Source organism: Colwellia sp. MB02u-10, from assembly GCF_014077185.1.
Lineage (GTDB): Bacteria > Pseudomonadota > Gammaproteobacteria > Enterobacterales > Alteromonadaceae > Cognaticolwellia.
In genome coordinates, this window is the sequence record NZ_JACGVK010000117.1 from 166,119 (window position 1) to 180,415 (window position 14,297).

Consider the following 14,297-nt stretch of genomic DNA (forward strand, 5'->3'; position numbering starts at 1 on the left):
TTAAATAGCCATTTTACTTTCTATTATTACCTTTATAGCATTAAATTTTTAATTTATTTGCGTTCTATGCTCGACTCTTGTTTAAAGCACCGCTATAATTTCGCGTCATTATTTTAATCTGAACATCTTTATTCGGATTTTCCGGGTTCTGCTAGTAATATTGGCAGGCTGCATACATAACTTTATTATAAAGTTTTGTTGACTATATTTAGATGCGTTATAGAAAGCGTACAAACGCTAAGTTTTTTGAGGTAATTAAATGCAAGTTTCAGTTGAGACTACACAAGGTTTGGAACGTCGTTTAACGATTTCTGTTCCTGCCGAAACAGTAGATGTTGAAGTTAAAAATCGTCTTCGCCACATCGGTAAGACCCAACGTATCAATGGTTTTCGTCCAGGCAAAGTGCCACCATCGGTTATTCAAAAACGCTATGGTCAATCTGTTCGTCAAGAAGTTGCTGGTGAATTTATGCAACGCAACTTTGTTGATGCGATTGTTGCTGAAAAATTAAACCCAGCAGGTCGTCCATCATTCGTTGCTAAAAGCAATGAAGATGGTCAACCATTAGAATTTGAAGCAACATTTGAGATCTACCCTGATGTTGTTTTAAAAGATTTAGATAAGATAGCGGTAGAACGTCCTGCAGTCGACGTTACCGAAGCTGACCTTGATGAAATGTTTGAAACATTACAAAATCAGCATAAAACGTGGAAAGAAAACAAGCGTAAAACGAAGACAGGCGATAAGCTAACTATCGATTTCAATGGCCGCGTTGACGGTGAAGAATTTGAAGGTGGTAAAGCTGAAGGTTTTGAACTTGAGTTAGGTTCAGGTCGTATGATCCCTGGTTTCGAAACAGACATCATAGGTATGAAAGCTGGCGAAGAAAAAACTATCACAGTATCTTTTCCAGACGATTACCATGCTGAGAAGCTTAAAGGTAAAACTGCTGAGTTTGATATTGTTGTGCATACAACTGAATCAGCAGTTTTACCTGAAATAGATGATGAGTTTGCAAAACTATTCGGCGTAGAAGCTGGTGGTGTTGCTGCACTTCGTGAAGAAGTTGGCAAAAACATGGCGCGCGAACTTAACCAAGCTGTTAAAGCTAAAGTTAAAGAGCAAGTGATTGAAGGCCTACTTGAAGTTAGCGAATTAGATATTCCAGCGGGACTTATTGCGCAAGAAGTTGACGTATTGCGCGAGCAAGCTATGAAACGTTTTGCCGATCAAATGGACCCTAATAACTTACCAGAGCTTCCAGCTGAAATGTTTGAAGAACAAGCAAAACGCCGCGTTAAAACGGGTTTGCTTTTAGGTGAAGTGATCAAAGTTAACGAATTAAAAGTTGACGAAGCTAAAGTCACTGACTTAATTGAGTCAGCCGCTTCAGCTTATGAAGATCCATCTGAAGTTATTGAGTACTACAAAACTAACAAAGAACTTGCTCAACAAATGCAAAATGTTGCATTAGAAGAACAAGCCGTAGAATTGTTACTTGCCAGTGCAAAGGTAACAGACAAAAAAGCCAGCTTTAAAGATATCATGAATCCTGAAGGTAAATAGACCTTTTAGATTGACATTCTGCTGAGCAATCGCTTAAATGGCTTGTATGGGGACATATGAGCCATTTTTTTTATAAAAGGAAAGTTAGTTGTTTACTTCTCACAATAATTCTCACGATTTAACGAGTATGACCGAAAGTGCCTTAGTACCTATGGTTGTTGAGCAAACTGCCAAAGGTGAGCGCTCTTACGATATTTACTCAAGACTGTTAAAAGAGCGCGTTATCTTCCTTTGTGGTCAAGTTGAAGACCATATGGCTAATTTGATCGTTGCCCAATTGCTATTTTTAGAATCAGAAAGCCCAGATAAAGATATTTATTTATATATAAATTCTCCAGGGGGCTCTGTGACTGCAGGCATGGCTATTTACGATACCATGAAGTTTATTAAGCCAAATATTAGCACGGTTTGTATTGGTCAAGCGGCTAGCATGGGCGCATTTTTGCTGTCTGGTGGAGAAAAGGGCAAACGTTATTGTTTACCTAATGCTCGTGTCATGATCCATCAACCTCTTGGTGGCTTTCAAGGTCAAGCTTCTGATATTCAAATTCATGCAAAAGAAATTTTGTATATCAAAGACAAGCTTAATCGTTTAATGGCAGAGCACACCGGTCAATCTTTAGATAAAATATCTGACGATACAGATCGTGATAATTTCTTAAGTGCTGAAAGCGCGGTTGAATATGGTTTAGTTGATGCCATACTAGAACAAAGAATGGATAAATAACGTTCTATTTTGTGATGCGCGTTGTTATTTTCGCGATTTATGAAATACTGAATAGTATTTGTTTATAAAATTTTTAAAATATTAGAGGTACCGTATGACCGATATGAAAACAGGTGACGGTGATGACGGTAAGTTACTGTATTGCTCATTTTGTGGTAAAAGTCAGCATGAAGTACGTAAGTTAATTGCAGGCCCTTCAGTTTTTGTTTGTGATGAATGTGTTGAGTTATGCAATGACATTATCCGCGAAGAAATTAAAGAAATTGCGCCTAAGCAAGATAAAGAAAGCTTACCAACGCCAATTGAAATTCGTGAAAGCTTAGATGACTATGTTATCGGGCAAGAACACGCTAAAAAAGTGCTTGCTGTTGCGGTTTATAACCATTACAAGCGCTTGCGCAATGGTGACTCACATAATGGTGTAGAGCTAAGCAAAAGTAATATTTTGTTAATTGGCCCTACGGGTAGTGGTAAAACATTACTAGCGCAAACATTAGCGCGCTTATTAGATGTACCATTTACCATGGCGGATGCCACCACACTAACCGAAGCGGGTTATGTGGGCGAAGATGTTGAAAACATCATTCAGAAGCTACTGCAAAAATGTGACTATGACGTTGAAAAAGCACAACGTGGTATTGTTTATATTGATGAAATTGATAAGATTTCACGTAAATCAGACAATCCATCAATCACCCGTGATGTTTCGGGCGAAGGTGTGCAGCAAGCGTTATTGAAACTCATTGAAGGTACTATTGCCTCGGTACCGCCGCAAGGTGGTCGTAAGCATCCACAACAAGAATTTTTGCAGGTTGACACCTCGAAGATTTTATTTATCTGTGGTGGTGCGTTTGCAGGCCTTGATAAAGTTGTTGAACAACGTTGTCAAACCGGCACAGGTATTGGTTTTGGCGCGACAGTTCGTGGCAAAGACGATGAGAAAACCTTAACGCAGCTTTTTCAAGAAGTTGAGCCTCAAGATCTAGTGAAATATGGTCTGATCCCTGAATTTATTGGCCGTCTACCTGTCGTTGCAACCTTGACAGAGCTTGATGAACAGGCACTTATTCAAATCTTACAAGAGCCTAAAAATGCCTTAACTAAGCAATTTTCTGCGCTTTTTGATATGGAAAATGTTGAACTTGAATTTAGAGCCGATGCTTTAACCGCTATTGCCCATAAAGCCATGGTGCGTAAAACCGGTGCTCGTGGCTTACGCTCGATTGTCGAAGGGGTTCTACTAGAAACTATGTATGAATTACCATCGATGGAAAATGCTGTTAAAGTTGTTGTTGATGAAACGGTAATTAGAGGCGAGTCTAAACCTATTATTATTTATGAAACGCAGCAAGATAAAGCGTCATCAGAATAATTATTTCGCTAATTTAAGTCTAAAAAGTGATGTTAGCCAGTTTGGTTAACGTCACTTTTTTTTATTCATCTGTTGAAAGTATTTACAAACACCCCATATACAAATACATATCCTTAAAAATAACATCATACTATTCACCGAGAGAGTAACCAATGACTAAAGAGTTATCTGGCGTAGTTGAAATTCCCGTATTAGCCTTACGTGATGTCGTTGTCTATCCACAAATGGTTATCCCATTATTTGTTGGTCGCGAAAAATCTATCCGTTGTCTTGATATTGCCAACGAAAATGATAAGCAAATATTCCTTGTTGCACAAAAAGATGCTGCAGTGGACGACCCCGCACAAAGCGATTTGTACCAAACTGGTACTATTGCGACTATTTTGCAAATGCTTAAATTACCTGATGGTACCGTTAAAGTACTAGTTGAAGGTGTGCGTCGAGCTCAAATTACTGAGTTTGTTGAAACTGATGAATACTTTACCGCCAATGCTACATTTTTAAGTGTTGAAGGTGTTCCTGACGATAGTACTGAAGTGTTAATTCGCTCGGCTATTTCTCAGTTTGAAGGTTATGTTAAATTAAATAAAAAAATACCACCGGAAGTGTTAACGTCGGTTTCAGGTATTGATGATGCCGAGCAGTTAGCTGACACTATGGCAGCTCATATGCCACTTAAATTAGTCGACAAACAAAAGGTACTAGAAATTACCCATGTTTCAGAACGTCTTGAGTTTTTAATGGCGTTAATGGAAGGTGAAATCGATTTATTGCAAGTAGAGAAAAAAATTCGCACGCGTGTTAAAAAACAAATGGAAAAAAGCCAACGCGAATATTATTTGAATGAGCAAATGAAAGCAATTCAAAAAGAATTAGGTGATGACGAAGAGGGTACGAACGAAGCTGATCAAATAGAAAAGCAGATCGAAGCAGCGCAAATGCCTAAAGAAGCAAAAGAAAAAACCTTAACAGAATTAAAAAAATTAAAAATGATGTCACCCATGTCAGCTGAAGCCACTGTTGTGCGCAGCTATATCGAATGGATGATTAGTGTGCCGTGGAAAAAGCGCAGTAAATTAAAGCGTGATCTTAAATTAGCACAAGAAGTGTTAGATAAAGACCATTACGGACTCGATAAAGTTAAAGAGCGCATAGTAGAGTACTTGGCCGTTCAACAACGTGTTAGTCATTTAAAAGGGCCTATTTTGTGTTTAGTTGGGCCTCCGGGTGTAGGTAAAACCTCGTTAGGACAATCTATTGCTAAATCGACAGGTCGTAAATATGTCCGTATGGCGTTAGGCGGTGTGCGAGATGAAGCTGAAATACGTGGACATAGACGAACCTATATTGGCTCATTACCGGGTAAACTAATTCAAAAAATAGCTAAAGTTGGTGTGAAAAATCCGTTATTTTTGTTAGATGAAATAGATAAAATGGCTTCTGATATGCGTGGCGATCCTGCATCGGCATTATTAGAAGTGCTAGATCCAGAGCAAAACAGTAGCTTTAATGATCACTATTTGGAAGTTGATTATGACTTATCTGATGTGATGTTCGTTGCTACGTCAAATAGCATGAATATTCCTGGCCCCTTGCTAGACCGTATGGAAGTTATCCATCTATCGGGTTATACCGAAGATGAAAAGCTTAACATTGCGAAAAATCACTTACTTGATAAGCAAATAGAACGCAACGGTTTAAAAAGTAAAGAAATTGAAATAGAAGACAGCGCCATTGTCGGTATTATTCGTTATTACACTCGCGAGGCTGGTGTGCGTGGCTTAGAACGTGATATCTCTAAGTTATGTCGTAAAGCGGTTAAATCGATTTTATTGGATAAAAACGTCAAAAAAGTAACGATAAATCAAGCGAATTTATCAGAATTTCTTGGTGTGCAACGCTTTGACTATGGTAAAGCAGACGATGAAAATCGTGTTGGTTTAGTCACTGGTCTTGCTTGGACTCAAGTCGGCGGTGAGCTACTGACTATTGAAACTGCTTCTGTGCCAGGCAAAGGTAAGTTGAGCTATACGGGTTCGCTTGGTGACGTAATGCAGGAGTCGATACAAGCGGCAATGATGGTAGTGCGAAGTCGTACAGAAAAGTTACGGATTAATAGTGACTTTCATGAAAAACGCGATATACATGTACATGTACCTGAAGGTGCAACACCGAAAGACGGCCCAAGTGCTGGTGTGGGTATGTGTACCGCATTAGTATCAAGTTTAACCGGTAATCCAGTAAGAGCTGATGTGGCAATGACTGGCGAAATTACTTTACGTGGTGAAGTGCTGGCAATTGGTGGCTTAAAAGAGAAATTACTTGCCGCGCATCGCGGTGGTATCAAAACCGTTATTATACCTAAAGATAATGAACGCGACTTGATAGAAATCCCTGACAATGTAAAAGCTGATCTAGCCATTTACCCAGTGAAATGGATAGATGAAGTGTTAAACATTGCTTTAGAACATCCTGTTGATAAATGGCAGTTAGACAAGGAAGTGGTTAGAAAATAGCTGTTTTTGTTAAAAAACTTAAAAAAATAGCAAAAAATTTGATAAAAACGTAATTAACGCTTTTCAAACGCTGAAACTATGGTAAGTTAATGACGCTAACGACGCTAGAGCCCCCATTTATAAGGGGCCTAGTAGAGATAAAAATTATTATCAATATTTTTAGTTTTCTTTAACTCGGCGCTTTATGTTCAAAAAGAAGCTTAAGATAAAGTTTCTGCAGGACGCTAAACAGAAGATAGCGCTGAATAATAACAATTGAAGGGGAATACACTGTGAACAAATCTCAACTTATCGAGAAAATTGCTGCGGGTGCTGACATTTCTAAAGCTGCGGCTGGTCGTGCATTAGATTCATTTATCGAAGCAGTTACAGAAGAATTACAGGGTGGCGAGCAAGTGGCACTAGTTGGTTTTGGTACTTTCTCAGTACGTGACCGTGCTGCACGTACAGGTCGTAACCCACAAACTGGTGCGACTATCGAAATCGCAGCAGCAAAAATTCCATCTTTTAAAGCTGGTAAAGCACTTAAAGATGCTTGCAACGCTTAATTAATAGCTTTGCTAAAGATTGAACATTAAGCCGCTTTTATAAGCGGCTTAATTGTTTCTAGACCATTAGTTATCATTGAAAAGACTAATCGTTATAACATCACTTCCTTCGCTAAACTATAAAGTTTAATACCAATTTCATTAAGTTATTGTCACTTATGCTGGTTAAAGTAAACCACAGCTAGGTTACTCTTCATCAATATCCCGCATAAAGCACCCAAAGGTAATAAAACTGGTTTAATTACCCCTTTAACCTCTTCTTAAAATTCTGTGTGCTTTTTATGGTACTAGTTAATTTATGCTACTAATCAATTTAGGCTAGGTTTAACTGCAATTAAACCTTGAACTGGTACCTATGCACTTAGGGTTAATGGGCAATGTTATTTGGCATATTAGAAAAATAAATTTGAGCTATTAGGCAGTTATAGCAAGGACAAGGTTACCTCGACTAATTTACCACTATTATTACGATGAATATGTGGCTTTTTTGCGACGGTACCGCTAGAAAAAACCGGATAAAATTGTTACGCTATGGCACTTATAAACAAGGGTGTTAAATGTTACTTATTGCTTTAAATAGCTTTAATTAAAACCTCTTACAGGGTTAATACTCAGCAGTTTAAATAATTTGATCAACATAGGTATAAATTAAATAATATGACTACATTCTGGCTGGCAGTTTTATCATTAATAGTGATTGCTTTAATTATTGTCTGGCGTATTTTTTCTTCATCTAAAAATACTATCGGTGCAGAAAATCTAAATATTCGTCAAGAAACCAATGTCACACTTTACCATGAGCACTTGTCACTTCTCGAAAACGATTTGGCTGAGGGCAGTATTGGGCAAGACAGTTACCTACAATTAAAAGCAGAGTTAGATAAAACACTTTTACAAGATGCTCAATTAAGTAAATCGTCAACGCTTGAAAAACAACAGGCATCATGGTTATGGCCACTAGGCATAGCAATAGCTGTTGTTAGCTTTAGTTTATATACCTACATGAACCTTGGTTCGTATGCACAATTGAGTTCACCTGTCCTGAGTAATGAAAATAACGCACAGAGTGAATTAACCCCAGAACAAATGCTAGTTTTTCGTTTACAGAAACTTCAGCGCGAGGTAAAAGACGACCCTAGTAATTCAAAAGCTTTGTTCAGTTTAGGTCAAGCCTACATTTCTGCCGGTGAATTTGATAATGCGATTGAGGCGTTTGACGGCGTAATGAAGCAAGTCGGTGAGCATGCGGAGCTATTAGGGCCAAAAGCTCAAGCGATGTATTATAAAAATAATCAGCAATTGAACTCAGACATTCAAGCTGTTATTGATAAGGCATTAGTGTTAAATCCATTAGACGCATCAACCAATATCCTTTTAGGTATGGACAGTTTCACTAATCGAAAGTTTGCTAAAGCAGTGCAGTACTGGGAAGTGGTGTTAAATAGCGACCGGCCAGGGATAAGCACACAAGCGCTAGCAGGCGCTGTAGAAGAAGCTAAAAATCAATTGCGCTTGAGCAATAAAAACACACCTTCTGGAGCTGTTAGCGCTGAACTTGAGGCAAACTTGCCACACCTTACTATTGAGGTGTCTTTAGCGGCGAATGTTCAAGAACAATTGATCAACAGTGAAGATAAAACCGTATATATATATGCCATTGCTACAGAGGGGCCTAGAATGCCTTTAGCTGCGGTAAAAGTTAAAGCCAGTGACTTGCCGCTCAGTATAGTTTTAGATGATTCACAAGCAATGACACCACAAATGCGCTTAAGTAGTGTAGATAAAGTCCATATTTACGCAGTCGTGTCTATGCAAGGTAGTGTGGGTATTAAGTCGGGTGACTTTAAAGCAGAAGCACTTAATGTTGATGCGATGGAAAAAAGCTTGATCACAATGAAAATATCAGTACAAGTACCATAAAGGTAATGGCTAAAGTATCACTGTAAAATTTACCTCTGGTAACATTTATGGCGATATTTAAGCAGAGAAGATCTGATTTGGCGCTAGTCTTGACTAGTTAAAGTCAGCTAAACTTAGTCCCAATAATGTTTTAACATTAATTTACAGGAATTATCATGATCCCAGAGCTCGGGCACTTCGCACTCATTATCGGGTTAGCGTTTGCATTATGTTTAAGCGTAGTGCCGCTGATTGGTGTAGCGCAGAACAATCAACAATTAATTAACAGTGCCAAACCATTGAGTTTTGGTCTCTTCCTCTTTGTAGCAATCAGTATTTTTTTATTAGGCTATAGCTTTACGGTAGATGACTTTTCAGTCAAATATATTGCCGGTCACTCTAATAGTTTATTACCCTATTATTTCAAAATCAGTGCGATCTGGGGCGGACACGAAGGCTCTATGCTACTTTGGGTTTTTTCCTTAACGTGTTGGACCTTCGCGGTGAGTGTTTTTAGTAAGCAACTAGAAAAAGAGTTTGTTGCCCGTGTTTTAGCTGTAATGGGCATGATTGCGGTTGGCTTTATTTTATTTACGCTATTAACCTCTAATCCGTTTGAGCGTTTATTACCAAATTTTCCACTCGAAGGTCTTGATTTAAATCCATTATTACAAGACATTGGCTTAATCATTCACCCACCAATGTTATATATGGGTTATGTTGGCTTTTCAGTTGCTTTTGCTTTTGCTATTGCCGCGCTTATGGCTGGAAAAATGGATGCCGCATGGGCACGTTGGTCTCGCCCATGGACAGTTGCCGCTTGGTCATTTTTATCGGTAGGCATCGCGTTAGGTAGTTGGTGGGCATATTATGAACTTGGCTGGGGCGGTTGGTGGTTTTGGGATCCTGTTGAAAATGCTTCATTTTTGCCGTGGCTTGCTGGTACTGCGCTGATTCATGCGTTAGCAGTAACAGAACAACGTAACACTTTTAAGCATTGGACATTATTACTGGCTATTTTTACTTTTTCTTTGGTTTTATTAGGAGCCTTTTTAGTCCGCTCAGGTGTTATTACTTCAGTACATTCATTTGCAGTAGATCCAGAGCGCGGCATTTACTTACTGGTATTATTAGCGATAGCCGTTGGCGGCTCGTTAACGCTTTATGCCTTTAGAGCTGCAAATGTTAGCAGCCCAAGCCGCTTTACGTTTTATTCACGTGAAAACGCTATTTTAATTGCCATGTCAATATTGGTCACGGCGACAGTGACTATTTTATTAGGCACACTTTACCCGCTAATCATCGATGCTATGGGCTTGGGAAAAATATCAGTAGGTGCACCCTATTTTAATGCTGTGTTTGTTCCTATGATGATCGCTCTATTTCTATTTATGGGTGTTGGGCCGCTTACTCGCTGGAAAAAAGCGCGTAAAGGTGAACTAGCTAAACATTTAAATAAAACTTCAATTTTTAGTGTTTTATTTGGTGCTGCTTGGCCGTTTATCTATGCGGGTGAATTTAGCCTAAGCGCATTCATTGGCATGACTTTAGGTTGTTGGATTGTCTTAGCTGTTTTAAAAGATGTATTTATCAATGCTAAGCAGGCCGACGGTAGCTTGAAATTTTCAGCCGTGCCACTTAATCATATTGGTATGGCGCTTGCCCATGCCGGCATTGCAATTACGGTTATTGGTGTGACTATGGTGTCGACCTATGAAAAAGAAATGAACATAAAAATGGCGCCAGGGGAAAGTGCTAATTTATCAGGTTACATGATAGAGTTTGCCGGTACTAAAGATGTTTCAGGACCAAATTATAGCGCAATTCAAGGGCAACTTAAGGTCTCACTGGACGGTGAATTTGTTACCTTATTAAAGCCTGAGCTACGTACTTATAAAGTACAACGTTCCGGGATGACCGAGGCCGCCATTCATACCAACTTATGGCGTGATATTTACGTCGCTTTAGGTGATCCGCTAGAGCAAAACTCCTGGTCAATGCGCTTATATTATAAACCTTTTATTATCTGGATATGGTTAGGTGGTTTTTGTATGGCAATAGGTGGCTTCTTAGCGATATTAAGTAAACGCTATCGTAAGCGCGCGCTGGTAACAGAACAAAAGCTTACCCAAGCTAAACCCGTTGTATTACAAGAGGCATAATTAGTGAAAAGTATTATTCGTTTTATCCCATTAATTCTATTTTTTTTATTGGCGGTATTATTATATCGAGGTTTGTTTCTTAATCCGCAGTCGATGCCATCAGCCATGATAGGCAAGCCATTGCCAAACTTTGAATTGCCAACATTAAAATCGATTGAACAACGGGTAGGTCGAGATGATCTACAAGGCGATATCGTGTTACTTAATGTTTGGGCGACTTGGTGTATACAATGCAAATATGAGCATCCATATTTGCTTAATATTGCTCGTGATCCGCGTATTAAGCTCTATGGCCTTAATTTTACTGACGATCACAAGGCCGCTTTAAGTTGGTTAAAACAATATCAAGACCCTTATGTATTCTCAATTTTTGATGAACAGGGTGCACTTGGTCTAGATATTGGTGTATTTGGTGCGCCTGAAACTTTTGTTATTGATCACACAGGTATCATTCGTAAGCGTTTTGCAGGTCCGATTAACGATCAGGTATGGCAAAAAGAGTTTCTGCCGTTAATTGAAACTCTTGAAGCAGAAATAGCAGCAGGAGCGTCTTAATGCAAAACAGAATAGACAGTAAAATCCTAACATTACAGCATGTTATTCGCTTGTTTATTAGCAGCATGCTGCTGAGTGTTGTTTGGGTAACTAGCGTAAATGCTAGCCCAGTAGACACTTTTGAATTTAAAGATGAAGCAACCCAATTACGCTTTCAAGTATTATCCAAAGAGTTACGGTGTCCTAAGTGTCAAAATCAAAATTTAGCAGATTCGAACTCTAAAATTGCTGTAGATTTAAGAAATAACCTCTATAACCTGCTGCAAGAAGGTATGAGTGATCAAGAAGTTATTGACTTTATGGTCTACCGATATGGCGATTTTGTTTTATATCGACCGCCATTGAAAGAAAAAACTTATATTCTATGGTTTGGTCCATTAGTTATTCTTTTCGGTTTTATTATCGGTGTGATATTTGTTTTACGAAAACGTAGTCAAGTTAAGGCAAATGAACATGATTTATCAACACAAGAGCAAGCTAACTTGGATGATATTCTCAATAAGCCGTAAAAGTATTAAAAGCTATAAAAAACATCTAAAGCTAAACTTGATGATATTAGTGTTTTTTATACTTGAATGATGGTTATTTAACCGTTATTTCATCGCTAGAGTAAAAGGGTTTCATTTTTATTATTATTGGGCTAACATGCCCGTTCATATTGCGATTTTAAAGCGTATAAGTTAGTGAAATAGCCTGATTAGTTTGCTATTAAAGTGAATTAACACTTTAATAAATTAACCAGCTATTCAATAATTACAACGTATAATAGCGGTAAAGTAATACCGCAGTTAAAATCGCCCGAAAAGTACAATACCCTCGTGTAAAGAGATAAAGATGTTAGAAAATATTCGAGAAAGCTCTCAAGGATTAACGGCTAAGATTATTCTTGGTTTTATTATTTTAACCTTCGCTGTTGCCGGCATTGGTAGTTACAGCAACTCAGTTGATACTTCAGTGGCTGATGTTAATGGTGATAAAATATCACAAGATGAGTTTAATAAAGCTTATCAAGCACAACGTAATCGTATGGCGCAGCAGTTTGGTGAAATGTTTGAAACATTATCAGCTGATCCTAGTTATATGAGTAATTTTCGCAAGGGTGTGGTTGATAATTTAATTAACCAAAAACTTATCGATCAAAACTCAGAGGCGCTTGCCATTCGTGTAGCAGATCAGCGAATTAAAAGTACCATTCAAAATATGGCAGAATTTCAAATTGACGGTGTTTTTGACAACAATCGTTACTTAGCGATGATTAATCAAGCGGGTTTTTATCAATCAGCTGATTTTCGTGATTATTTACGCACTGAAATGACCCGTCGTCAATTAACTCAAGCATTGGTAGCAAGCGAATTTAGCCTACCGTACCAAGAAAATATGTTTACTGCTTTACAAAATCAACAACGTGACATTCGGTTTGCTACGATTAATGCCGAACAATTTAAAGCGAGTATCGAGTTAAGCGATGAAGAAGTTAACGACTATTATCTTGCTAACCAATCGCGTTTTGAAAACCAAGAGCAAGTAAAAGTTAATTACATCACACTTGATGTTGACACTATCGCCAAGACAGTGACATTAACCGATGCCGATGTTGACGCTTATTATAAAAACAACGTTAGTCAATACCGCGATGAAGAACAACGTCGTGTTGCCCACATTCTCATTGAATTTGGTGATGACGAAGCGAAAGCTAAAGTCGAAACAGAAGCCTTACTTGCTAAAATAAATGCCGGTGAAGATTTTGCTACATTAGCAAAAGAGCATTCAGCAGATACCTTTAGTGGCGAAAATGGCGGTGATCTAGATTGGATTGATGCTGGCGTAATGGACACAGCGTTTGATGACGCAGTATTTGCTTTGTCTGGTATAGGAAGTGTTAGTGATGTGGTTAAAACTGACTTTGGTTTTCACATCATTAAATTAACCGATTATAAGGCTGAGATAGTGCAAAGCTTAGCTGATGTACGTGACAATATTGTCTCAAAAGTTAAAAATGAAAAAGCGCAAGACAAGTTTTTTGAGCTTCAACAAGAAGTAGCGCGTTTAAGTTTCGAGTTTCCTGACAGTTTATATGACGCTGCAGGCGCAATTAATGCCACTATAAAAACATCTGACTGGTTAACGCGTAGTGTTAATAGCGCACCTTTTAATGTCAGTAATGTTGTTGAGGTGGCTTTTTCTGATATCGTGGTGAATGAACAACTAAATTCTGACATTGTTGAAGTTAGCGATAGCTTAGCCATAGTAATGCGCTTAAATGAATACCAAGCAGCGAGTGTTAAACCCCTTGCTGAAGTTAGTGCACAAATTGAAAATATTTTGCTTGCGAAAAAAGCGTCTGAACAAGCTCAAACTGTTGCGGATGAATTGTTGGTTGCATTCAAATCTGGAAGCGATATCACTGAGCAATTAGCTGAAATTGGCGCTACTATGGAAGTTAAAACCGCAGTTGCACGTGTGGGTAGCGGCTTAGATGCAAGCTTGGCACGTGAAGCCTTTAAATTACCTCGTCCAAGTGAAAACGTGGTATCGGCAACGACAGTCAATCTTAGTAATGGCAATTTAGCGTTACTTGAAGTGCAAGCCGTTAACGAAGGTACAGCCGTTAACTCACCGAGCTTGTCGCAGCAGTTAACTCAACAATTGGCACAAGCAGCTTATTTAAGTTATGTTGAATCGCTGAAAGTTGGCGCAGAGATTGTGCGCAAAAAAGTGCAAGCACCGACGACACAATACTAACTCAACATATCATTTGAGCCAATAAAGCGTTAAATAAAAAACCAGCCAATAGGCTTAATGCCGTTCACTTAAGGTGAACGGCACTTTTATTTCTAGCATATCGCTGTGGCCTAGGCTTCACTTGCCGAGGAAACGTTCTCTCTCGCCGAGGCGGTAAAATAAGACTTTCAGCCATATTGTAAAAATTCTTCAACTGCCGTGGAATTGCA

At 38.6% G+C, this 14,297-nt stretch carries 10 protein-coding genes and 1 pseudogene; 10 read left to right on the forward strand and 1 reads right to left on the reverse strand.

What is annotated here, in order from left to right; genetic code table 11:
* Positions 1-259 precede the first annotated feature (259 nt).
* From tig to H4J59_RS09835, 10 genes are all read left to right on the forward strand, one after another.
* A complete protein-coding gene (gene tig / locus H4J59_RS09790; RefSeq protein ID WP_182238926.1) occupies positions 260-1,567 on the forward strand; it encodes a trigger factor in 1,308 nt (435 codons plus the stop codon).
* Positions 1,568-1,694: 127 nt separating this feature from the next.
* Complete coding sequence (gene clpP, locus H4J59_RS09795; protein WP_182137037.1) at positions 1,695-2,294, forward strand: ATP-dependent Clp endopeptidase proteolytic subunit ClpP; 600 nt, start codon at positions 1,695-1,697, stop codon at positions 2,292-2,294.
* Positions 2,295-2,388: 94 nt separating this feature from the next.
* Positions 2,389-3,666, forward strand: a complete 1,278-nt coding sequence (gene clpX / locus H4J59_RS09800; protein WP_182136992.1) for an ATP-dependent protease ATP-binding subunit ClpX — start codon at positions 2,389-2,391, stop codon at positions 3,664-3,666.
* 152 nt (positions 3,667-3,818) lie between these two features.
* Positions 3,819-6,182 carry an endopeptidase La gene (gene lon / locus H4J59_RS09805; protein ID WP_182136991.1) on the forward strand — a complete coding sequence of 788 codons (2,364 nt, stop codon included), beginning with the start codon at positions 3,819-3,821 and terminating at the stop codon, positions 6,180-6,182.
* A 272-nt stretch (positions 6,183-6,454) separates the two neighbouring features.
* Positions 6,455-6,730 carry a nucleoid-associated protein HU-beta gene (hupB, locus tag H4J59_RS09810; RefSeq protein WP_182238928.1) on the forward strand — a complete coding sequence of 92 codons (276 nt, stop codon included), beginning with the start codon at positions 6,455-6,457 and terminating at the stop codon, positions 6,728-6,730.
* Between the two features lie 657 nt (positions 6,731-7,387).
* The gene (gene ccmI / locus H4J59_RS09815) at positions 7,388-8,650 is read left to right on the forward strand and encodes a c-type cytochrome biogenesis protein CcmI (RefSeq protein ID WP_182238930.1); all 1,263 of its coding nucleotides are present in this window, start codon (positions 7,388-7,390) and stop codon (positions 8,648-8,650) included.
* 155 nt (positions 8,651-8,805) lie between these two features.
* On the forward strand, positions 8,806-10,791 hold the full coding sequence (locus tag H4J59_RS09820) for a heme lyase CcmF/NrfE family subunit (RefSeq protein WP_182238932.1): 1,986 nt from the start codon (positions 8,806-8,808) through the stop codon (positions 10,789-10,791).
* Between the two features lie 3 nt (positions 10,792-10,794).
* On the forward strand, positions 10,795-11,346 hold the full coding sequence (locus H4J59_RS09825; RefSeq protein WP_182238934.1) for a DsbE family thiol:disulfide interchange protein: 552 nt from the start codon (positions 10,795-10,797) through the stop codon (positions 11,344-11,346).
* Positions 11,346-11,855 carry a cytochrome c-type biogenesis protein gene (locus tag H4J59_RS09830; protein ID WP_182238936.1) on the forward strand — a complete coding sequence of 170 codons (510 nt, stop codon included), beginning with the start codon at positions 11,346-11,348 and terminating at the stop codon, positions 11,853-11,855. Before H4J59_RS09825 ends, H4J59_RS09830 begins: the two co-directional genes overlap by 1 nt.
* 325 nt (positions 11,856-12,180) lie before the next feature.
* On the forward strand, positions 12,181-14,088 hold the full coding sequence (locus tag H4J59_RS09835) for a SurA N-terminal domain-containing protein (RefSeq protein WP_182238938.1): 1,908 nt from the start codon (positions 12,181-12,183) through the stop codon (positions 14,086-14,088).
* Positions 14,089-14,152: 64 nt separating this feature from the next.
* On the opposite strand, the pseudogene H4J59_RS09840 reads toward H4J59_RS09835, so the two are convergent.
* Positions 14,153-14,297 (reverse strand): annotated as a pseudogene (locus tag H4J59_RS09840) (IS4 family transposase); the annotation flags it as partial.

Bases quoted from the DNA above. Each gene is read 5' to 3' on its own strand.
- tig (WP_182238926.1), top strand. From the start codon at position 260: ATGCAAGTTTCAGTTGAGACTACACAAGGTTTGGAACGTCGTTTAACG.
- clpP (WP_182137037.1), top strand. From the start codon at position 1,695: ATGACCGAAAGTGCCTTAGTACCTATGGTTGTTGAGCAAACTGCCAAA.
- clpX (WP_182136992.1), top strand. From the start codon at position 2,389: ATGACCGATATGAAAACAGGTGACGGTGATGACGGTAAGTTACTGTAT.
- lon (WP_182136991.1), top strand. From the start codon at position 3,819: ATGACTAAAGAGTTATCTGGCGTAGTTGAAATTCCCGTATTAGCCTTA.
- ccmI (WP_182238930.1), top strand. From the start codon at position 7,388: ATGACTACATTCTGGCTGGCAGTTTTATCATTAATAGTGATTGCTTTA.
- H4J59_RS09820 (WP_182238932.1), top strand. From the start codon at position 8,806: ATGATCCCAGAGCTCGGGCACTTCGCACTCATTATCGGGTTAGCGTTT.
- H4J59_RS09830 (WP_182238936.1), top strand. From the start codon at position 11,346: ATGCAAAACAGAATAGACAGTAAAATCCTAACATTACAGCATGTTATT.
- H4J59_RS09835 (WP_182238938.1), top strand. From the start codon at position 12,181: ATGTTAGAAAATATTCGAGAAAGCTCTCAAGGATTAACGGCTAAGATT.